17 protein-coding genes and 1 pseudogene are annotated in these 21,627 nt (G+C 70.8%); 10 read left to right on the forward strand and 8 right to left on the reverse strand.

What is annotated here, in order from left to right:
- Positions 1–56: 56 nt before the first annotated feature.
- The 5 genes from A3CE_RS0121845 (at position 57) to A3CE_RS0121865 (ending at position 4,970) form a co-directional block, all read left to right on the forward strand.
- Entirely contained in the window at positions 57–761 is a 705-nt protein-coding gene (locus A3CE_RS0121845) for a type VII secretion system-associated protein (protein WP_020642241.1), read from the forward strand.
- A gap of 110 nt (positions 762–871) precedes the next feature.
- On the forward strand, positions 872–1,699 hold the full coding sequence (locus tag A3CE_RS0121850; RefSeq protein ID WP_020642242.1) for a lysozyme: 828 nt from the start codon (positions 872–874) through the stop codon (positions 1,697–1,699).
- Between the two features lie 172 nt (positions 1,700–1,871).
- Positions 1,872–2,741 (forward strand): lysozyme, encoded by an 870-nt coding sequence (locus A3CE_RS0121855; protein ID WP_020642243.1) that lies wholly within the window; start codon positions 1,872–1,874, stop codon positions 2,739–2,741.
- Positions 2,742–2,929: 188 nt separating this feature from the next.
- Positions 2,930–3,868, forward strand: a complete 939-nt coding sequence (locus A3CE_RS0121860) for a hypothetical protein (RefSeq protein ID WP_020642244.1) — start codon at positions 2,930–2,932, stop codon at positions 3,866–3,868.
- 4 nt (positions 3,869–3,872) lie between these two features.
- Positions 3,873–4,970: a pentapeptide repeat-containing protein gene (locus A3CE_RS0121865; protein ID WP_020642245.1), complete on the forward strand. Its 1,098-nt coding sequence runs from the start codon at positions 3,873–3,875 to the stop codon at positions 4,968–4,970.
- Positions 4,971–5,197: 227 nt separating this feature from the next.
- On the opposite strand, the gene A3CE_RS59315 is transcribed toward A3CE_RS0121865, so the two are convergent.
- From A3CE_RS59315 to purL, 3 genes and pseudogenes are all read right to left on the reverse strand, one after another.
- Complete coding sequence (locus A3CE_RS59315) at positions 5,198–5,842, reverse strand: transposase (RefSeq protein WP_020642246.1); 645 nt, start codon at positions 5,840–5,842, stop codon at positions 5,198–5,200.
- Between the two features lie 94 nt (positions 5,843–5,936).
- Positions 5,937–6,584, reverse strand: a pseudogene (locus A3CE_RS59320) (transposase); the annotation flags it as partial.
- A gap of 867 nt (positions 6,585–7,451) precedes the next feature.
- A complete protein-coding gene (gene purL / locus A3CE_RS0121875) occupies positions 7,452–9,758 on the reverse strand; it encodes a phosphoribosylformylglycinamidine synthase subunit PurL (protein ID WP_020642248.1) in 2,307 nt (768 codons plus the stop codon).
- Between the two features lie 379 nt (positions 9,759–10,137).
- Between purL and A3CE_RS0121880 the strand changes: the two genes are divergently transcribed.
- Complete coding sequence (locus A3CE_RS0121880; RefSeq protein WP_026468729.1) at positions 10,138–11,772, forward strand: ABC transporter ATP-binding protein; 1,635 nt, start codon at positions 10,138–10,140, stop codon at positions 11,770–11,772.
- Positions 11,769–13,514: an ABC transporter ATP-binding protein gene (locus A3CE_RS0121885; RefSeq protein WP_020642250.1), complete on the forward strand. Its 1,746-nt coding sequence runs from the start codon at positions 11,769–11,771 to the stop codon at positions 13,512–13,514. Before A3CE_RS0121880 ends, A3CE_RS0121885 begins: the two co-directional genes overlap by 4 nt.
- Positions 13,515–13,700: 186 nt before the next feature.
- Here A3CE_RS0121885 and purQ read toward each other — a convergent pair whose 3' ends face one another.
- Both purQ and purS read right to left on the reverse strand, forming a co-directional pair.
- Positions 13,701–14,378, reverse strand: coding sequence for a phosphoribosylformylglycinamidine synthase subunit PurQ (purQ, locus tag A3CE_RS0121890; RefSeq protein ID WP_020642251.1), 678 nt, complete (start codon positions 14,376–14,378; stop codon positions 13,701–13,703).
- Entirely contained in the window at positions 14,375–14,614 is a 240-nt protein-coding gene (gene purS / locus A3CE_RS0121895; protein WP_020642252.1) for a phosphoribosylformylglycinamidine synthase subunit PurS, read from the reverse strand. Before purS ends, purQ begins: the two co-directional genes overlap by 4 nt.
- 154 nt (positions 14,615–14,768) lie before the next feature.
- On the opposite strand from purS, the gene A3CE_RS0121900 reads away from it, so the two are divergent.
- Positions 14,769–16,337: a GMC family oxidoreductase gene (locus A3CE_RS0121900; RefSeq protein ID WP_020642253.1), complete on the forward strand. Its 1,569-nt coding sequence runs from the start codon at positions 14,769–14,771 to the stop codon at positions 16,335–16,337.
- 91 nt (positions 16,338–16,428) lie between these two features.
- Here A3CE_RS0121900 and A3CE_RS0121905 read toward each other — a convergent pair whose 3' ends face one another.
- Together A3CE_RS0121905 and A3CE_RS0121910 are read right to left on the reverse strand one after the other, a co-directional pair.
- Positions 16,429–17,925 carry an aldehyde dehydrogenase family protein gene (locus A3CE_RS0121905; RefSeq protein ID WP_020642254.1) on the reverse strand — a complete coding sequence of 499 codons (1,497 nt, stop codon included), beginning with the start codon at positions 17,923–17,925 and terminating at the stop codon, positions 16,429–16,431.
- A gap of 34 nt (positions 17,926–17,959) precedes the next feature.
- Positions 17,960–19,105 carry an MFS transporter gene (locus A3CE_RS0121910; protein ID WP_020642255.1) on the reverse strand — a complete coding sequence of 382 codons (1,146 nt, stop codon included), beginning with the start codon at positions 19,103–19,105 and terminating at the stop codon, positions 17,960–17,962.
- A 60-nt stretch (positions 19,106–19,165) separates the two neighbouring features.
- Between A3CE_RS0121910 and A3CE_RS0121915 the strand changes: the two genes are divergently transcribed.
- Both A3CE_RS0121915 and A3CE_RS0121920 read left to right on the forward strand, forming a co-directional pair.
- Positions 19,166–20,104 carry an ArsR/SmtB family transcription factor gene (locus A3CE_RS0121915; protein ID WP_026468730.1) on the forward strand — a complete coding sequence of 313 codons (939 nt, stop codon included), beginning with the start codon at positions 19,166–19,168 and terminating at the stop codon, positions 20,102–20,104.
- A gap of 150 nt (positions 20,105–20,254) precedes the next feature.
- A complete protein-coding gene (locus A3CE_RS0121920) occupies positions 20,255–20,890 on the forward strand; it encodes an MBL fold metallo-hydrolase (protein WP_020642257.1) in 636 nt (211 codons plus the stop codon).
- Here A3CE_RS0121920 and A3CE_RS0121925 read toward each other — a convergent pair.
- A complete protein-coding gene (locus tag A3CE_RS0121925; protein WP_020642258.1) occupies positions 20,887–21,582 on the reverse strand; it encodes a DUF2334 domain-containing protein in 696 nt (231 codons plus the stop codon). The two genes, A3CE_RS0121920 and A3CE_RS0121925, sit on opposite strands and share 4 nt — an antisense overlap.
- Between the last annotated feature and the right edge of the window lie 45 nt (positions 21,583–21,627).

Raw genomic sequence — 21,627 nt, forward strand, 5'->3', positions numbered from 1 at the left:
GGGCAAACAGTAGAGTGGCGCACCAAGAGTTCGCAGGCACACCCGAGAACGTGGGGATGACGATGGCGCAGCGGGACGACGCGGATCGGACGGTTTCGCAGCAGCCCACCGGAAGCGGGGCCGATCGCCCCGGCAGGCATGGCAAGCACAACCGCGCCGCGCGGCGCGAAGGCCGGCAGGCACGGCGCTCAGGCAAGCACGGCACACCCGAGATCACCGCGGAGATGCGGGAGAACGCCCGTGCCAATCCCAACAGCTGGCTCTACGTCATCGACGAGGCCTTCGACCCGAACGGCCCGGTGCCGTCGTGGGCGGTCGTCGGCGCCTACCCGGTGAACGCGGCCGGCGACGTCGTCGCCGACTTCCACCCCAACGACCGCTACCGCCCCTCGCCCAAGGCGCTCGGCTTCCCCGAGCCGGCGAACGACCTCGAGCAGCTGCTACAGCTCGTCCGCACCGAGCACCGCCCGCCGTCGGACCTGCCGAAGATCGTCCTCGACTCGACGTTGTTCGTCTACGCGATGTCGCCGGTGCAGCGGACCGTCATCGGCTTCCACAACACCGACGGCCGGGTCATGGTGCCCGCGTACACCCGCAAGGCGCTGGTGCCGCGCGAGTGGCCGCACGCGCGGGCCGTGCTCGGCCGGGACATCGTCGGCCTGCTCGGCGGGCACCCCGTCGCGATCAACCCGCACGACCTGATCACGGCCGTCGTGCCGGCGGAGCACCTGCTGAAGGCCATCACCGAAGAACAGCGCTGACCTGCGGGTTTCACTCCACCGAGTGACGACCCGAGTCGCCGATCCGGCGACTCGGGTGCATCGTGAGGCTGAAGAAGTCTCATGAGACCGGTGGGGAGCAAGAGGGTGCTGTGCCGTTGGTAAGAAGTCGTTCGCTGCCCTTCGCCGCCGTCCTCGCCGCCACCCTCCTCGTGGCAGGGCAGGCGCCGGCGAAGGCCCTCGACGTCTACGCCGGCGCCGAAGGCCACTACGCGGGTTCGCAGATCGCCAAGGTGGAAGGCGTCGACGCGGTACCCGGCCTGACGTACGGGGGCAGCGACCAGCAGCTCGGGCACGACGTCAGCGGGCACCAGGGCCCGGTCGACTGGCCCGGCGCAGCGGGGGCGGGCGCCAAGTTCGTCTACGTCAAGGCGACCGAGGGCACCGGCTTCGTCAACCCGCAGTTCGCGCAGCAGTACAACGGCTCCTACACCGCCGGCCTGGTCCGCGGCGCCTACCACTTCGCGCGGCCGGACGTCTCCGACGGCGCGTCGCAGGCGCGGTACTTCCTCGCCCACGGTGGCGGTTGGTCGGCCGACGGCAAGACCCTGCCCGGCGCGCTCGACGCGGAGTACAACCCCTACGGCGAGACCTGCTACGGCAAGGACGCGGCGGGCATGGTCGCCTGGATCCGCGGCTTCTCCGACACCTACCGCGCGGCGACCGGCCGGTTCCCGGCGATCTACACGTCGACGAGCTGGTGGAAGCGGTGCACCGCCAACAACGGCGGCTTCGGCGGCAACCCGCTCTGGATCGCCCGGTACAACACCTTCATCGGCGAGCTCCCCGCCGGCTGGAGCGTGCACACGATCTGGCAGTTCGCCGATCGCGGCACCCTGCCCGGCGACCAGAACTGGTTCAACGGCGGCGCCGACCGGCTGCTCGCCCTGGCCCTCGGCCGACCGGCCGCGGTCCAGTAATAAGTGTTAACCGCTGACCAATTGAAGATCGACTTCCCGGGAAAATCACCCACACGTATACCCAATTTCACGGAACTGAGTGACAAACGCCACTTCGTCCTCAACAATCGTGCGCGGGCGGCTACCTGCAGTAAGCCGCTCTCAGCGAGGGTATCTGTGAAGGGATTTCATGATGTCCACTCCCCGAAGAGGGCGGTTCCGCGCTGCCCTGATCGTCCCGGCCACGCTGCTCCTGCTCGGCGGCACGGCCCAGGCGACGACGTTCTCCCCCGAGGTCGACCCGGTGTCCGCGATCAACGCGGACATCGCGCAGCACGACCACGAGCTGGGGTCCCAGATCCGGCGCGTCGAAGGCGACAAGTCGACACCGGAAACGCAGCGGGCGGCGCAGCAGCCGCAGCCCGCCCAGGCCATCCCGAACCAGGTGCTGGCCACCGTGGCCGGCATGGACGTCGCCGGCTACCAGGGCAATGTCGACTGGGCGAACTGGTGGAACCAAGGCAAGCGGTTCGTCTGGACCAAGGCCACGGAGAGCACCAGCTACACCAACCCGTACTTCGCGCAGCAGTACAACGGCTCCTACAACCAGGGCTTCATCCGCGGCGCCTACCACTTCGCCACCCCGAACACCTCGAGCGGCGCGGCCCAGGCCCGGTACTTCGTCGCCCACGGCGGCGGCTGGTCGAAGGACGGCAGGACACTGCCCGGCACGCTGGACATGGAGTACAACCCGTACGGCGCGACCTGCTACGGGCTGGGCAAAGCCGGGATGACGTCGTGGATCCTCGACTTCCACGACACCTACCACGCCCTGACCGGGCGCTGGCCGGTGATCTACACGTCGGCGAACTGGTGGGGTCAGTGCGTGAGCGGTGACTTCTCCAGCACGGCCCCGCTGTGGGTCGCGCGGTACTCGTCTTCGGTCGGCACCCTGCCCTACAACTGGGGCTTCTACACCGTCTGGCAGTACACCTCGAGCCCGCTCGACCAGGACACCTTCAACGGTGCCTACGACCGGCTCCAGGCCCTCGCCACCGGCTGATCCACACCCGCCCCGCTCCCGGCCCGGCTCCGGTCCGCGACGACTTCGCATCGTCGCGGGCCCGGAGCCGGTTTCATGCCGTACCGTCCGAGCATTGCAGAATGCCGCTGCCACGTCCGGGGGGAACCGCTTCCGCCTGCCGGACGTCGGAAGCGCACTGACTCCCCACGCCCGGAAGGCATGGAAAGATGACGTACCCGCCTCAGCCGGGACAGCCCGGTCAGCCCGATCCGTACGGCCGGCCGCCGCAGTCCGGCGGTTTCCCGCAGCAGGGCGGGTGGGACCCGAACCAGCAGCAGCAGCCGTACCCGACGCAGCAGTACCCGCAGGGCTGGGACCCGAGTCAGCAGGGGTACGCGCCGCCTTCCGGCGGGTTCCCGGCGAACCCGCAGCCGGCGTGGGGAGATCCCGGCACGCAGCAGCAGGCGTGGGGCGACCCGAACGCGCAGCAGCAGGCGTGGGCGGATCCGAACGCGCAGCAGCAGCAATGGGCGGATCCGAACGCACAGCAGTCGGCCTGGGCGGATCCGAACGCGCAGCAGTACGGCCAGCAGGCGTGGACCCCGAACGCGGGCGGCCAGGTGTCCGGCTGGGACCCGGCGACCGGGGGCTATTCGCAGGGTTTCGGCGGGCCGCCGACGCCGCCGAAGAAGAGCCGGACCGGGATGTGGATCGCCGTCGGCGCCGCCGTGGTCGTCGTGCTCGCCCTGGTGGGTGTCACGGGCTTCGTCACGCCCGGGTTCTTCCTGTCGAAGGACAACACCGCCGCGGCCCCGCAGCCGAGCACGTCCGCCAACCCGTCGGCGCCGAAGACGAAGCCGTCGACGTCCGGCGGCGGCTCGGACGCCAAGGCCGTGCTGCAGGGTTTCATCGACAAGCTCAACGCGGGTGACAACGCCGGCGCGGTCGCCCTGGGCTGCGCCAACTCGAAGCGGCTGCTCGACTCGTGGCTCAGGACGTTCCTCAAGCCGCCGTTGCAGCTGCGGCTCGGCGAGGTGCCGGACGACGAGTACCTGGCCGAGGGCCAGGTCACCGGGACCGCCGCCGGCAAGCCGGTCAAGGGCACGCTGAGCGCGACGAACTTCGACGAAAAGGGTTTCTGCATCAGCACCATGCTGGTTTCCTGAGCCGGTGAAGCTGTGGCGATCACCGCTGGCGTGGACGTTCCTGGCGTCGTTGGCGCTGCTGCTCGGGGTCGGCGGCTGGCTGCTGACCGACCCCGCCACCAGCCGCAGTGACGCGCTGAAGACCGGCGGCCTCGCCGGCGGCGCGATCGTGGCGCTGTACGCGCTGTGGCTGAACGACCGGCGGCGCCGGGTCGAGGAACGACGCCAGGACATCGAGCGGCGACGGCACGAACTGGAGTCGCAGCGCGCGGAACAGGACCGCGAGCGGGTCGCCGACGAGCGGTTCGCGAAGGCCGTCGAGCTGCTCGGGCACGCGGCCGACCAGGTGCGGGTCGGGGCGTTGCACGCGCTGGCGGGCCTGGCGCGCAGCCGGCCGGAATACACGCAGACGGTGCTGGACGTGCTGTGCTCGTACCTGCGCCGGCCGTTCAAGCACCCGCGGTACAAGAACGACTCGAAGAACGACAGCGACGACGAGGGCAGCCCTGAGGAGGAGCGGGAGCTGACGGTCCGGCTGACGGCGCAGCGGCTGGTGGTCGGGTTGCTGCCTCCGGCGTCCGAAACGTCGGCGCAGTCCTTCGACCTGGACCTGACGGGCGCGACGCTGGAGTACTTCGACCTGTCGAAGCGCCGGGTCGGCGACCTCTGGCTCCGCTACGCGAGCCTCTACAGCAGCACGAACCTCAGCGGCGCGGTGTTCACGGGCAAGGCGTACTTCACCGGCGCCGGCACCGGATCCGGCAGGCTGATCGGGATGTTCCGCTGCAAGGGCGCCCGGTTCGAGGGCCACGCGTGGTTCAGCGGCACCGGCTTCGCCGAGCTGGCGGACTTCACGAACACGACGTTCGCGGGGCCGACCACGTTCAAAGACGCGAAGTTCGCGCGGGACGCGGATTTCCAGGGCGTGACCGTGCTCGATTCACTGGACCTGCGGCGGACTTGCTTCAGCGGGCAGGCGGACCTGCGGTTCGCTTCGCTGCCGGACGCGGTCTCGCTGTACAACACGCGGGTGCGCACGGAGAAGGAGATCCGGCTGCCGGCGAGCTGGGCCATCGAGGAACTCCGCGACGATGAAGCTCGGATCGTCGCCAAGGCGGGTTGAGCGGAGGGGTCCGGCGAAGTCTTGTGCCGGGACTCCGGAAGTGCGTGGTGGGCGCCGCTGCGATGTCGTGAACGACTCTTTCACCTCGTCCGACCCGGATCCACCGATGTGATTTTTGGTGATCTTGGGGCTGGGTTGTTGATCTTGTTGTGGGTGGTGGGCGTGCTGGATCGTGCTGGCTGGTCCAGCTCGTCCACGGTGAGGTCTCCGGTCGTCGGGGCAGGGGCTCAGCGGAGCGGTGGTGGCCCTGCGGTGCTGGTGAACAGGCCGAGCCAGCTGTCCTGCCAGGGCCAGTTCTGCGGGAGCCGCAGGGTGAGAGTGCGGGCGGTGCGGGTGACGCGGGCGGGAACGGCGATCAGCTGACGGCGGAGGGTGGCGGTGCGGGCCCGGGCGTGCGCCTGGCTGGCCAGGACACCGAGGGTGCGCAGCAGGTTGTGGGTCAGGGCTGTCAGGGTGAGCCAGGCTTGATTGGCGTGGAACTGCCCGGAGGGGAAGTGCGCCAGGGCGGAGTTGTTGAGGTCGGCGAAGACCTGCTCGATGGTGCCGGCCCGGCCGCGGTGCTGTTTCTCCGCATCGACGGTGTTCAGGCCGGTGTTGGTGAAGATGGCCTGGTAGCGCCAGACGGGGAACAGCTCGCCCTGTTCGCTGCGGGTCTCGACGCGGTAGCGGCGCACGATCAGCCGGGCGGAGATGGGGCCTTGCGGGTGTTCGGTGGAGTTGGTGAAGGCGGTGTAGCTGGTCTCGGCGACCTGCGCGGTGTGGATCCAGGTCCCGGTGTCCTGATCGAATACCGGGGTGGCGTAGGTGATCGGGGTCCAGGCGTGCTCGTCGATGCCCTCGATCACCGGCTGCAGGCCGGGATGCTGGCGCATGGTGATCGAAAACCGGGCCCCCCGCCGCGATGACGGCGTGGATCAGGGAACAGACGTAGTAGCCGGAATCCGCACGCACCAGCAGGTTCCCGGTGGCGCCGCAGCCACGGGCGGTCCGCAGTGCCTGCTCCACAAACGAGGTGGCGTTGCGGCGGGTGTCGGCCTGCCCGCCGCGCAGCCGGGTCGCCAGCAGCACCGGCGCCGCGATCGGGGTGGACAACGTGGCGGCGAGGAAGTGGTAGCCCCGCACGTGGGTGTAGCCGCGGTTCGCACCGACCTTGCCGTGACCGTAGACCTGGGTGATCTTCGAGTCCACGTCCAGGATCGCGTACTCACCCACCCCGGGCAGCAACCGCCCGCCGGTGGCCCGGGCCAGGCGGATCAGAACCTGCGCGGCGAACGCCTCCAACGCACCGGCGTGGCCGATGTCGAACCCGCGCAGGAACGTCCCCAGCGTCGACGGTGCCCGGACCCCGCGAAACAGCCGGTGCATCGCGCCGGCCCGCAGCACATCCAGATCGTCGATACTGTCCGCGCCCGCGGCCATGCCCGCGACGATCGAGAGCAGCTTCGCGCTCGGGTTCGCACCAGCCGGACCAGGGATCCTGATCCGTTCGGCCGCCAGATCGGCGAAGCCGACATTCTCGGCCAGTCGCAGCAAGGGCAGCAGCCCGGCATGGGACACGACGCTCTGATCGTCGAACCTCGCCGCCACCCTGCCCCAGGTATGAGATGCTCGCATCCAGCAGATGCCCTCTCACTTAAGGTCTGTTTGTTCCCTAGACAAGAACAATCATCCCAGGTCAGAGGGCATCTGCCCGTTTACGACATACCCCCAGCCAGCACATTCACCGGTGGATCCGGGTCCGACGACAGGAAAGAGTCGTTCATGACGTCCGGACAGTCGTCGGCCGGCGGAGCGGTCCGGCTTCACTGCATCCCCCACCCGTTCCCGGGGGGCCGGCAAAGTCCCGCCCGGTTCGCGGATCGGCCGCTCGCCGGAGGTCTTGAATGACTCATTCAGGACCTCCCAAGCCCTGAATGAGTCATTCAAGACACCGCAGCAGCGGCCGCCACGCACACCGGTGAGCGAACAGGCGCTCCCAGGCATGGGCGCCGACATGCGTACTCGCGCAGCCTCTTCCGACAAATCAGCCTCTGAACTGCAGAAACGACTTTGCCGGGGCCCTGCCCGTCGCGAAACTTCCCCTGCCCACCCTGGCAGGGTTCCGGCAAAGTCGTAGCGCCTCTTTGCAGGCGCCTCGCCAGTGTGCTCGACGCGCTGACGGCATGACCGGCGCCCCACCCAGCCCCCTCCCCGCAACCCCGATACGAAGCCAGAACACGGACGGTAGTGCCGGGTCAAGGCACGCTTTCCCGCCTTGACGCGGTACTGCCGGCCGTAGTCACAATCCGGCTTCGGGGTGGTGGGTCCATTGAGTGCTCTGCGCTGCCTGCAACGACACGACCTTGCCGGAACCCCCGCCCTCCCTGGGGGGCGTCCCCAAGTCCAGTCTACCGGTGGGGTCTGCCGAAAACCCTGGAATCGCCTCGGAAGCCCCGACTTGTCCACAATCGAGCCGGCCTGTGGACAAGTCGGGTTTCCGGGTCAGTTGAACAAAGCGGGGAGAGTACGCTCCCAGGTTTCGCGCAGCTCGTCGAGCGTGAACTCCGTGATGTCCTGCAGCTCCAGCGTGCCCGACTCCGGGTCCACCACACCCGTCTTGCGCCACGGCAGGCCACGGGCCGTGCACATCTCCGTGAAGCGCAGCTCTTCCGTGCGCGGGACCGCCACCAGCACTCGGCCCGCCGACTCGGAGAACAGCTGGACGAACGGGTCCTGGTCGCTGTCCAGGAACACCCGGGCGCCGCACTGTCCGATGAGGACGGTCTCGACCAGCGTCTGGATCAGGCCGCCGTCCGAAAGGTCGTGGGCCGCCGAGATCATTCCGTCGCGGGAACCCGCCACCAGGATCTCCGCCAGCAGCTTCTCGCGGGCCAAATCGACCCTTGGCGGAACGCCGCCGAGGTGGCCGTGGAGCTCGCGGGCCCAGGCCGAGCCGTCCAGCTCGTCGTGCGTTTCGCCCAGCAGCAGCAGGGTTTCGCCCGCCTCCGCGCCGATGCCCGTCGGGATGCGGCGGGTCACGTCGTCGATCACGCCGAGGACGCCGATCACCGGTGTCGGGAGGATCGCCGTCGAACCCGTCTGGTTGAAGAAGCTCACGTTGCCGCCCGTCACCGGGATGCCCAGCTCGACGCAGCCGTCCGCGAGGCCGTGCACCGCCTGCTCGAACTGCCACATCACGCCCGGGTCGGTGGGGGCGCCGAAGTTGAGGCAGTCCGACACCGCGACCGGCGTCGCGCCGCCCGTCGCCACGTTGCGGTACGCCTCCGCCAGCGCCAGCTGCGCGCCGCGGTACGGGTCCAGGTACACGAACTTGCTGTTGCAGTCCGTCGCCACCGAGACGCCGCGGCCGCTCGACTCGTCGATCCGGATCATGCCCGAGTCCGACGGCTGGGCCAGCACGCTGTTCCCCCGCACGTACCGGTCGTACTGCGACGTCACCCATTCCTTCGACGCCTGGTTCGGCGACGAAATCAACCGCAGTACGTCCGCGCGCAGTTCGTCCGGAGTGGACGGACGAGGCAGCGAAGCCGACGTGTCCGCGATCAGGGCGTCCTGAGTGGACGGACGCTCGATCGGCCGGTCGTACACCGGGCCCTGGTGGGCGACCGTGTGCGCCGGGACGTCGACGACGACCTCGTCGTGCCACGTGATGACCAGGTGCTCGCCGTCGGTGACCTCGCCGATGTCGGTGGCGATGACGTCCCACTTGCGGCAGACCGCCATGAAAGCCTCGACGTTCTCCGGCGAAACGACCGCGCACATGCGCTCCTGCGACTCGCTGGAGAGCACCTCGGCCGGCGTCATCCCGGTGGCGCGCAACGGAACCCGGTCGAGGTAGATGTGCATGCCGCCGTCGCCGGCCGCGGCCAGTTCCGACGTCGCGCAGGACAGCCCGGCGCCGCCGAGGTCCTGGATGCCGACGACGAGCTTCTGCGCGAACAGCTCGAGGCAGCACTCGATGAGCACCTTCTCGGTGAACGGGTCGCCCACCTGGACGCTCGGCAGCTTCTTGCGGCCCGACGCCGACTCGTCACCCGAAAAGGTGTCACTCGCCAGGACGGAAACGCCGCCGATGCCGTCGAGGCCGGTGCGGGCACCGAACAGGATGATCTTGTTGCCGGTACCGGACGCGAACGCCAGGTGCAGGTCCTCGACGCGCATCGCGCCGACGCACAGCGCGTTCACCAGCGGGTTGCCCGAGTAGGACGGGTCGAACACCAGCTCGCCGCCGATGTTCGGCAGGCCGAGGCAGTTGCCGTAGCCGCCGACGCCGGCGACGACGCCGGGCAGCACGCGCTTGGTGTCGGGGGCGTCGGCCGGGCCGAAGCGCAGCGCGTCGGCGACGGCGAGGGGCCGCGCGCCCATCGCCATGATGTCGCGGACGATGCCGCCGACGCCGGTCGCCGCGCCCTGGTACGGCTCCACATAGGACGGGTGGTTGTGGCTCTCCACCTTGAAGGTGACCGCCCAGCCCTCGCCGATGTCGACGACGCCCGCGTTCTCGCCGATGCCGGCCAGCATCTTGGCCTTCATCTTGTCGGTGGCGGTTTCGCCGAAGTAGCGCAGGTGCTTCTTCGAGGACTTGTAGGAGCAGTGCTCGCTCCACATCACCGAGTACATGGCCAGCTCGGCGTCGGTGGGCCGGCGGCCGAGGATCTCCCGGATGCGGGCGTACTCGTCGTCGGCGAGCCCGAGCTCGCGATACGGCTGGGTGTGGTCCGGGGTCGCCCCGGCGCGCTCGGTGGTGTCAACGGTGCTGGTCACGGTGTCCGTGTCAGGGTTCGCCACGGCCGCCAGGATACGTGCCGGGCCCGGGCGCCCCGGACGGTGGGCCGTCGAAATCGGACGGCCCGCGGCCGGTGTGACCGAGCCGACATCGCGACCGGCCCGGACGCCCCGATGCGGCCTGGGACGCGGGGGTGCGCCCTGGGGACAACTCCGGTGCGCGGGCCCGGAATTGTCGGTCCCCTCGAGTAACGTCGAAACCGGGGGTCCCCCGAGCGGCGAGGGCACTCGGGCCGGGGCAGGGCCGAGCGGCGAAGGCACTCCGGCCGGGAAAAGCCGACCGGCGGGGCCGGTGCGCGACCCGAGCACCGGGGGTGCCTTCGGACTCGGCGGCCGGAAAATCGGTCGCCTTCGCACGAGCCTCGGCTTACCGTCGGAAATCGTGCTTTCCGCCACGTATCCCTTTCCGCCGCTGCGGCTGCCCGCACGGCCGAGCGCGAGCCGCTTCCTGCTCGCCGTCTTCCGTGCCCGGCTGGGCACGGTGCTCGGCGCGGCCGCGATCGGTGTCGTCTGGGCGCTGCCGGGCGCGCTGCTGCCGCTGGTGGTCGGCCAGGGCATCGGTGCGGTCAGCGCGCACGACGGCGCCGCCGTCGGACGCTGGGCGCTGGCCGCCGCCCTGCTCGGGGTCGTACAGACGCTGACCGGGACCTGGCTGCACTTCCTCAACTTCGGCTTGTGGCTGCACGGCGCCGGCTCGACGCAGCGCGCGGTGTCGGCGCACACCACCCGCGTCGGCGCCGGCCTGCGTGAGCAGACGACCACCGGCAACCTCGTCGCGATCAGCACGACGGACATCAACCACATCGGCAACACCGTCGAAATCACCAGCCGGGCGTTCGGTTCGCTGATGGCGTTCGTCGTGGTCGCGGTGTGGCTGGTCTCGACGTCGCCGCTACTCGGCGTGGTCGCGCTGATCGGCGTGCCGGTCGCGGTGCTGGGCATCGGGCCACTGCTGGCGCCGCTGCAGAATCGCAAGGCGAAGCAGCGCGAGAAGCGCGGAGACGTCAACGCGCTCGGCGCCGACATCGTGTCCGGCCTGCGGATCCTGCGCGGCATCGGCGGCGAGCGGCGGTTCTTCGCCCGCTTCCGGGAAACCAGCCGGCGGGTGCGGCTGGCCGGCATCGAGGTCGGCAAGGCCGAGTCGTGGCTGGCCGCGGCGGAGATCGCGCTGCCCGGCCTGGTCACCGTGGTGATCACCTGGCTGGGGGCGCGGCTGGCCGTGGCCGGGGAGATCGGCGTCGGGCAGCTCGTGTCGTTCTACGGCGTTTCGGCGTTCCTGATCTGGCCGGTCACCACCGCGACGGAAGCGGTCGGCTCGATCACCTCCGGCCTGGTCGCGGCCCGGAAGGTCGTCGCGCTGCTGGCCATCCGCCCGAAGCTGGCGGACCCGGAGACGCCGGTACCGCTGCCCCGAGGGCCGCTGGAGCTGGTCGACACCGAGTCCGGCGTCCGCGTCGCGGCCGGACGGCTGACGGTCGTCGACTTCGGCGCCGGCGGGGAAGCGGTGGCCGACCGGCTGGCCCGGTTCGCCGACCCGGCCGAGGGCGAAGACGTGCTGGTCGGCGGGGTCCGCGCGGACCAGGTCGCGCTCGCGGAGCTGCGGCAGCGGGTCGTGTACGCGCACAACCAGGACATCTGGTTCTCCGGCGTGCTGCGCGAGCAGCTGGCGCCGGCGCGACCGAGCGGCGTGGACATCACCGAAGCGCTGTACGCGGCCGACGCCGACGACATCGTCGAGGCACTGCCCGACGGCGTCGACGAGGTGATCGGCGAGCGCGGGCGCGAGGTGTCCGGCGGCCAGCGGCAGCGGCTGAACCTGGCCCGCGCGCTGGCGACCGACGCGGACGTCCTGGTGCTGGACGAGCCGACGTCGGCGGTCGACGCGCACACCGAGGCACGCATCACCGAACGCGTCGCCGCGCTGCGACGCGGCAAGACGACGGTGGTGTTCAGCCAGAGTCCTTTGTGGACACATGTGGCGGACGAAGTCTTCACGGCGAAGGTAGTGACGGTATGAAACGGCTTCCCACGGCGTCCCGGCGGGACGTCCGCCGCTGGGCGCTGAAGACGGCGGCGACCCACAAACGCGAGTTCGCACTGCTGCTGGGTTCGCTGGCCGTGGCCACGCTGATCGGGCTGGCCGGCCCGCAGCTGCTCGGCGCGCTGGTCGACGACGTCGCGGCCGGCACGACGACGGCCCACGTCGATGTGCTGGCGGTGGCGTTCGTCGCGATCCTGGTGTTCCAGGCGCTGGCGCGGAAGATCGCGCGGATGCGCGGCGCGGTGTTCGGCGAGCTGGTGCTGGCCGAGACGCGCGAGGAGTTCGTCGGGACGGCGCTGCAGCTGCCGCTCGGCACCGTCGAGGCGGCCGGCACCGGAGACCTGCTCAGCCGGGCCACCACCGACCTCGGCCGGATCGACCACGCGGCGCGGTTCGCGGCGCCGGAAATCCTGGTCGCGGCGGTGACCGTGGTGTTCACGGTCGTCGCGATGGTGCTGACGTCGCCGCTGCTGTCACTGGGCCTGCTGGTCGCGGTGCCGCTGCTGGTGCCGGTCAACGTCTGGTACCAGCGCCGCATCCCGCCGGTGATGCAGTGGATGCTGGACCGCTGGGCGGACCTGACGACCAGCGTCCACGAGACGGCGGAAGGCGCGCGCACGGTCGAGGCGCTCGGGCTGACCGGGCGGCGGATCGACGCCGCGCACGACGCGCTGGACCAGAGCATCCTCGGCGAACGCCGGATGCGGGCGCTGCAGCTGCGGTGGCTGCCGTCGCTGGAGATCAGCTACGTGGCGCCGCTGGCGGTCATGCTGCCGCTCGGGCTGCTCGCGTACACGCGCGGCTGGGCCGGGCTCGGCGAGATCACCACCATGCTGCTGTACATGCAGGCGATGGCCCCGCCGCTCAACGAGGCGCTGTTCTGGCTGGAGGACCTGCAGGTCGCGGCGGCCGCGGCACGCCGGATCCTCGGTGTCCACACGGTCGCGACGGAGGACGCGCCGAAGGTGACGGAGGTGCCGCGCGGGCGCGACATCGACGTGCACGGCGTCCGGTTCGCCTACACCGCCGACCGCGAGGTGCTGCACGGCATCGACCTGCGGGTGCCACGCGGCGAGCGGCTGGCGATCGTCGGGCCGTCCGGCGCGGGCAAGTCGACGCTCGGCCGGCTGCTGGCCGGCATCGCGGCGCCGTCGTCGGGCTCGGTGCGGATCGGCGGCCAGGACGTCTCGGCGCTGGCCGACGACGTGCTGCGCGGCGAGGTCCTGCTGCTGACCCAGGAGCACCACGTGTTCTCCGGGACGCTGCGGCAGAACCTGGCGCTGCCGGCGCGGCGCGAGGGCGGCGACTGGACGGACGACGAGCTGCTCGCGGCCGTGGCCTCGGCGGGCGCGTCGGACTGGGCCGCGTCGCTCCCGGACGGGCTCGACACGAAGCTCGGCTCCGGCGAGCACCCGGTGCCCGCGGCGATCGCGCAGCAGCTGGCGCTGGCCAGGGTGGTGCTGGCCGACCCGCACACGCTGGTGCTCGACGAAGCGACGTCACTGCTGGACACGGGCTCGGCGCGGGACCTGGAGAAGTCGCTGAACAGCGTGCTGGCGGGACGCACGGTGATCGCGATCGCCCACCGGCTCCACACGGCCGCGGCGGCCGACCGGGTCGCGGTGGTCGAAGGCGGCCGCATTACCGAGCTGGGCCCGCACGACGAACTGCTGTCGGCTGGCGGCTCGTACGCCCGGCTGGTGGCGGCGGCGAGCTAGGGACAGGCCGGGCGCGAAGGGTCGGCACGTGTGATCGAAAGGTCGACACGCGTGATTGGAGGGTCGACACGCGGCCGGGGCCGGCGAGGCGAAGTCGCAGTCCGGGGCTGTGGACAACGTGCGTCCACAGCCCCGGAACTGTCGGTGGGCCCAGGTAAAATGGCTACCGGGGGGCGAGGCCCGCCCTCAGGCCTTCACCAGCGCGTCCACCGCGCTGAAGAACATGCCCAAACCGTCGTCCGACGGGCCCGTCAGCGCGTCGATCGCGTGCTCCGGGTGCGGCATCAGGCCAACCACCCGGCCGTTCTCGCTGCGGATCCCGGCGATGTCGTTCCGCGACCCGTTCGGGTTGCTCCCGACGTACCGGAACACGACGCGCCCCTCGGCCTCCAAAGCGTCCAAAGTGGACTGCTCGGCCATGTAGCACCCGTCGATGTTCTTCATCGGGATGAGGATTTCCGCGCCCTCGTCGTACCGCGTCGTCCACGGCGTCGAGGTGTTCTCCACCCGCAGCCACTGGTCGCGGCAGATGAAGTGCAGGCCCTGGTTGCGGATCATCGCGCCCGGCAGCAGGCCGGCCTCGCACAGGATCTGGAACCCGTTGCAGATGCCGAGCACCGGCATGCCCGCGCGAGCCGCCTCGATCACCGGCGTCATGATCGGCGCGAACCGGGCGATCACGCCCGCACGCAGGTAGTCGCCGTAGGAGAAGCCACCCGGGACGACGACCGCGTCGACTTCGCGCAGGTTCTCGTCGGCGTGCCAGAGCGACACGGCCTCGCCGCCGGCGTAGCGGACCGCGCGGGCCGCGTCGACGTCGTCCAGCGTGCCCGGGAAGGTGATGACGCCGATCCGGGCGCTCACGCGCCGACCCGCTTGATGGTCCACTGCTCGATGACCGGGTTCGCGAGGAAGCCTTCGGCGATCTTCTCCAGCGTCGCGTCGTCGACCGTGTCGTCGACCTCGATCTCGAAGTGCTTGCCCTGGCGGATTTCGGTGATCCCGGTGAACCCCAGGCGGCCGGCGGCGCCGAGCGCGGCCTGTCCCTGCGGGTCGAGGATTTCGGGCTTCGGCATGACGTCGACGACGACTCGGGCCACGGCAGGCTGCTCCTTATTCACGCAGGTCGTGGGTACTCCGCGAGCATAGTTCACCCGCTCACCCCCCTGGCGGGGCCCACCGGGAACCTAGACTGGCCGACGGCGCGGCGCTGCGCCATGATGAGTCGTTGACATCTCGCCAACAGGAGGCACCGTGGCCGTCCAGGAGTCCTACGACTACGTCATCGTCGGCGCGGGCAGCGCGGGCTGCGTGCTGGCGAACCGGCTGACCGAGGATCCGGCGGCCCAGGTCCTGCTGCTCGAGGCGGGCGCGGAGGACACCGCGGACGAGATCCACATCCCGGCTGCCTTCTCGTCACTGTTCAAGACCAAGTGGGACTGGAACTACGAGACCGTCGAGCAGAAGCACACGGGCAAGCCGGCGTACTGGCCGCGCGGCAAGATGCTCGGCGGCTGCTCGTCGATCAACGCGATGATCTACATCCGCGGCAACCGCGCCGACTACGACGGTTGGCGCGATCAGCACGGCGCCGAAGGCTGGGGCTGGGACGACGTCCTCCCGTACTTCAAGCGGGCCGAGGGCAACCAGCGGCTAGGCGGGCCGCTGCACGGCACGGACGGCCCGCTCAACGTCGAGGACCGCCGGTTCACCCACGAGCTGTCGAGCGCCTGGGTCGACTCCGCCGTCTCGTGGGGACTCAAGCGCACCGACGACTTCAACGGCGAGAGCCAGGAAGGCGCCGGCGTCTACCAGGTGACCTGCAAGAAGGGGCGCCGGTGGTCCACCGCCGACGCCTACCTGCGCCCGGTCCTCGACCGGCCGAACCTCACCGTGAAGACCTGCGCGCCCGCCACCCGCGTCGTCTTCGAGGGCACCCGCGCCGTCGGAGTGTCCTATTTGGACAGCGGCGTCGAGCGGACCGCGCGCGCGTCGGCCGAGGTCGTCCTGAGCGGCGGCGCGGTCAACTCACCGCAGCTGCTGATGGTCTCCGGCGTCGGCCCCGCCGAGCACCTGCGCGAGCACGGCATCGACGTCGTCGCCGCGCTGCCCGGCGTCGGCGAGAACCTGCACGACCACCCGGCCTGCGGGATCATCTGGTCCACGCGCGGGACGACCGACCTGGTCGACGCGGCCACGCCGCGCGGCCTGATCCGCTACCAGCTGACCAAGCGCGGGCCGCTGACGTCCAACATCGGCGAAGCGGGCGCGTTCTACCCGACCACGGACGGCCTGGCCGGGCCGGACATGCAGATCCACGTCGCGCCGACGTTGTTCTACGACAACGGCCTGCGCGAGCCGACCGTCTCCGGGTTCACGTCGGCGGCGACCGTGGTGGACGTCGCGAGCCGTGGCCGGCTGCGGCTGAAGTCGGCGAACCCGCTGTGGAAACCGGAAATCGACCCGGCGTACTACGCGGATTCCCGTGACATGGACACGATGATCGCCGGGCTGCGGGCGCTGATCGAGATCGGGAAGTCGGGGCCGCTCACACGGTTCCTCGACAAGCCGTTCCTGCCGGCGCGCCACGACCTCAGCGACGCCGAACTGGCCGAGCACGTCCGCGAGCACACGCAGACGCTGTACCACCCGGTGGGGACGTGCGCGATCGGTTCGGTGGTCGACCCTCAGCTGCGGGTGCAGGGCGTGGAGGGGCTGCGTGTGGTCGACGCGTCGGTGATGCCGGTTGTGCCGCGCGGCAACACGAACGCACCGACGATCATGGTCGCCGAGAAGGCCGCCGATCTGATTCGGGGGCGGTGAGGGCGGGCCGCGGCCCCCGGTATCCAGTCTGGCGGCGGGCACCGACAGTTCCGGGGTTGCGGACCTGAGCTGTCCACAACCCCGGATCGCGTCACCGCTTGCCGTGGAGGATGGTCACCAGCTTGGCGACCAGGGCGTCCGTCGACGGCTTGCGGCTGAACGACGTCAGCGTCAGCGGGGCCGTGAAGCGCTGGCGGGCGATCGCCTTCGTGCGGGCGAACTCGCGCAGGCCCTCCGGGCCGTGGATGCGGCCGAAGCCCGAGTCGCCGACGCCGCCGAACGGCAGCGACGCGATGCCCGCGAACGACAGCGGCGCGTTGATCGCAGTCATGCCCGTGCGCAGCTTTTCCGCCAGCTCGACGCCGCGGGCCTTCGAAAAGACCGTCGAGCCGAGGCCGTACTTCGTGCTGTTCGCCTTCTCGACCGCCTCGTCCATGTCGCGGACCTTCGCGATCGTCACCGTCGGGCCGAACGTCTCCTCCGTCACCGCCTCGGAGTCCTCCGGGACGTCCACCAGCACCGTCGGCTGGACGTAGCGGTCGCCGACCGCGTCCTCGCCGCCGAGGACCGCCTTGCCGCCGCGGGCGAGTGCGTCCTGGATGTGGCGCTTGATCACGCCCAGCTGGGACGGCATCGTCACCGGCCCGTACTGCGCGGCCTCGTCCGAGCCCGCGCGCACGTCCTTCGACTTCTCGACGACCTTCGCCACGAACTCGTCGTGGACCTTCTCGTGGACGTACACCCGCTCGACGCCGATGCAGGTCTGGCCGGAGTTGGAGAACGCGCCCCACACCGTGGCGTCGGCGGCGGCGTCGAGGTCGGCGTCCGCGTCGACGAGCACCGGGTCCTTGCCGCCCGCCTCGATGACGACCGGGGTGAGCGTCTCGGCCGCCGCGGCCATGATCCGCTTGCCGGTGGCCGTCGAACCGGTGAACGCGATCTTGTCGACACCCGCGCCGACCAGTGCCGCGCCCGTCTCGCCGAAGCCCGTGATCAGCTGCAGCACCGGCTGCTCCGGCACGATCTCGGCGAACGCGTCGACCAGCCACTTCCCGACGCCGGGGGTGTACTCGCTCGGCTTGAACACCACGGCGTTGCCCGCCGCGAGCGCGTACGCGATCGAGCCGAGCGGCGTGAACACCGGGTAGTTCCACGGGCCGATCACGCCGACCACGCCCAGCGGCTGGTACTCGACCGTGGCCGCCTGGTTCGACATCAGCAGGCCGGCGGACCGCTTCTGCTTGCCGAGGATCTTCTTCGCGTGCTTGCCCGCCCAGGCGATGTGCTCGATGGCCAGGACGCTCTCGAGCTGCGCGTCGACGATCGGCTTGCCCGTCTCGTCGCGCACCACCTGGCACAGCTGCGGCAGCCGCCGCGTCAGCACGCCCTTCCAGCTCTTGAGCCGCTCCGCGCGTCCGGCGAACCCGAGGTCCGCCCACCACTCCGCCGCGACGCGCGCCCGTTCGACGGCCGCCTGGACGTCGTCCGCGGTGTGGATCGGGTAGGTTCCGACCACCTCGTCGGTCGCCGGGCTGAGCGAGTCGAAGGTCTCGCCGACCGACGTCGGCTTCGGCTGGACGGCGGTCATCGGCGTCTCCTGTGAGGTCTAGGGTCTGCCCAGGTTACGACCTTACTGACATCGTGCCAATAGCTCGTGCGGGCTTCGCCACCAGCATTGCACCGGCGACCGCCGCGGCAAAGACACCGAACAAGGGCGCGAGCCACAACGGCAGCACGCCGACCGCCAGCGAACCGAGCCCGAAGCCGCACGACTGCACGGTGAAACTCAGAGAGAACCCCGCTGACCTGCGGTTCTTCGGCAGCAGACGCTGGAGGTTGACCGAGGTCGCGGCGACCAGCGGCCCGCCACACGCGCCGATCACGGCCACCGATCCGAGCAGGCCGGCCCAGCCGAGGTCGGCGGCGAGGGTGAGCCCGCCGGCGACGAACCCGGCGAGGAACAGCCGCGGGTCACCGGTTTTGCCGCGCCACGCGTAGACCGCGCTGCCGGCGAAGCTCGCCCCGCACAGCACGGCGATCACCAGCGGCGCGGCCGTCTCGGGCGCGCCGAGGCGCTGGACCAGCGGCAGCGGCGCGACCTCGATCGTCGACGTCAGCAGCCCGATGGTGAAGGCGCAGCACAGCCAGGGCAGGTAGGCGACGAGCCGGGCGGGCGCCGCGCCGGCTTCGGATTCCACCCCGTCGTGCGGAGCCGCGCGGCGCGGGACGAGCGCGGCGGCGGCCACGTAAGCGACGGCCATGGCCGTGACCGGGACGAACGTGCCGGCGACGTCGAGCAGCGCGACCAGCACCGGGCCGCCGACGAGGACACCTTCGAGGATCATCGCGTCGACGGAGATCGCCCGCGGCAGGAGCGCGTCGTCGACCGTGTCCGCGAGCAGCGTCCGGAAGCCGCCCGACAGCGCGCCGCCCGCGATGCCGGGCAGCAGGACGAGCGCGAGCAGCACGGCACTGGGTGCGCCGGCCGCGGCCGCGGCGGCCAGGACGCCGAACCCGGCGGCGGTCAGGAGCAGCAGCACCGGCAGCCCACGCGACGGGCCGGCCCGGTCGAGCAGCCGGCCGACCGGGACCGCGCAGACCATTTCGGCGGCGACGTAGACGGACATCAGGACGCCGCCCAGCCGGTACGACCCGGTCGTGGCGGTGGTCAGCAGGGTGAACGCGAGCGGCGCCATGAACGACGGGAGCCGGGTGAGCTGGACGGCGGCCGACCAGCGCCAGTAGGCGCGATGGGTGAACAACGACATGCGCACACGCTGGCTCGGCGTCGTCGTGCGGCACACTGATTCGGAGAGGAGCGAATGTCGATGATCGAGCTGATCCTCACGGCGGCCGGCGCGCAACGCGTCCGCTTCGCGATCTCGCCCCTCGAAGAGGTACTGGGCGCCGTCCAGACGCTGCTCGGCGTCCGCGGCCACCCGGCGAACCTGCCGTGGGCGTCCGGCGTGGCCGTCCCCGACGTTCCCGAGCTGGCCGCGGTGCTGAGCGCGCGGCACTACATCACCGAGTTCCTGAGCCCGCCGCCCGACGACCCGGAAACGACCGCCGAAGCGCAGCTGCGGGTGGTCCGCGCGACGCCGTCCGCGCAGGTCGCGTTGGAGCTGGGCATGGTGGACGCGGACCTGTCCGGCCTGCCCGCCGACCCGGCGACCGCGCGCGACCTCCTCGCCGGCCAGCTCGAGCAGGTGTGGCACGCCCTGCTGGCACCGGAATGGCCTCGCCTGCGCGAACTGCTCGCGGCGGACATCGCGTACCGGACGCGGCAGCTGGGTTCGGGCGGCATCGCGGCGATGCTGGCCGGGCTGCACCCGCGGGTCCGGCTTTCGGGGACGTCGTTGCTGGTCGACATCCGGTCGCGGGAACGGCTTTCGATCGATTCGCGCGGGTTGCTGCTGATCCCGGCGGTCTTCGCGTGGCCGAACGTCGGCGTGGTGACGGTGCCGCCGTGGCAGATCTCCCTGCTCTACCCGGCTCGGGGCGTGGCTTCGCTGTGGACGTCTTCCGCGGTGCCCCCGGAACCGCTGGCCGAGATCCTCGGCCGGACGCGGGCCCTGCTGCTGACGGCACTCGACGCTCCCGCGGCGACGACCGACCTGGCGCGGCGGCACGGCTTGGCCCCGGCGACGGTTTCGGCGCACCTGACAGCGTTGCGCGGGGCCGGGTTGCTCGCTTCGGAGCGCCGAGGACACCAGGTGCTGTACCGGCGCACGGACCTGGGCGACGTGTTGCTCACCGGCCAACTCTGACGAACCGGGGTTACTAATCCGACCAAAAGTAGGCCGACCCCCACGCGGCACGTAACCGTAGCTACGAAGCCATTCGGCCGTGACTGTGGTCGGATTAGTAACGATCGGCACAGTAGGCTGGAATCGACTACCCGTGAAGGAGAACCATCGATGCGTATCGTCCATTTCGGACACGCCTGCGTGCTGCTGGAGACCGGCTCCGAGCGGATCCTGATCGATCCCGGCGTGTTTTCCACCGGCTTCGAGGGTGAACGCGAGCTGTCGGCCGTGCTGATCACGCACCAGCACTTCGACCACCTGGACGTCGAGCGGCTGCCGAAGGTCCTCGAAGCCAACCCGGGCGCCAAGCTGATCGCCGATCCCGGTTCCGCGTCCGAAATCGAGAAGCTGGGCCTGCCGTTCGACGTCGCCAACGTCGGGGACGCCTTCGCCGTCGGGGACACCTCGATCAAGGCCGTCGGCGGAGAGCACGCCGTCATCCACGCCGACATCCCGGTCATCCCGAACATCGGCTACGTCTTCGACGACGGCGCGTTCTTCCACCCCGGCGACTCGTTCTTCGTGCCCGAGCAGAAGATCGACGTGCTCGGCCTGCCCACCGGGGCGCCGTGGCTCAAGGCCGGGGAGGCCGTGGACTACCTGCGGGCCGTCGCGCCGCGGGTCGCCGTGCCGATCCACGAAGCCGTGCTCGCCAACCCGGCCATGCACTACGGCCTGTTCGGCAACCTCGCGCCCGAAGGCACCGAGCTCAAGGTGCTCGAGCGGGGCGAACCGGCGAAGTTCTAAGCCGTCACGGTGCGCAGCGAGCCGTAGGTCGCGCCGAACGCGCGGTTCTCGAGAGCGACATCGACCGCGTCGAGCAGAGCCTGGCGGAGGCCGGGGCGGGTGAGGTCCGTGGCATCCGCCCCCAGCCGGACCAGCCCGCCCGGGGGAGCCGCGCGCGCGGCCGCCAGCACCAGCGTGAAGCAGCGCACCGTCTCCGTGCGGTGCGACTGGCTGGTGAACTCCTGGACGCGGGCGCGGCGCACCTCGCCGGTGACGAGGTCCCGCACCGCGCCGAGGTCCGCGCACAGCCGGAAACCGTGCTCGGCCAGCGCCTGCAGCGTGCCCTGGGACACGACCCACCGCGGCGGCGCGAAGCCGTCGACGGCGAGACCGGCGTTGTCGAGAGCGGCCTTCGCCGCGATCAGCCGCAGCCGGGCCTCGTGCGCCGGCAGCGTCGCGAACTCCGCCTTCTTGCCCAGGTAGACCGTGCGATGGGTGGGCGTGACGGTGTGGTCGTACCCGTGCAGCAGCACGGAATCACCGCCGCGGGCGCGGGTGCGCACCCACTCCGTCACCGGGCCTTCGCCGGTGCGGGCGGTGTACAGCACCGAGAGCGGCACCTTGCGGCGGTCGAGCTCGGCCGCGAGATCGGCGCACCGGTGCAGCGTGCGCGGGGTGATTCCCGACAGCGAAACCAGCAAGTGAGCGTCCACGCCACCATTGGGACGCACGCGCCTGACGTCGTCATGAACTGCGCA

Source organism: Amycolatopsis balhimycina FH 1894, from assembly GCF_000384295.1.
In the GTDB taxonomy this organism is placed as follows: Bacteria; Actinomycetota; Actinomycetes; order Mycobacteriales; family Pseudonocardiaceae; genus Amycolatopsis; species Amycolatopsis balhimycina.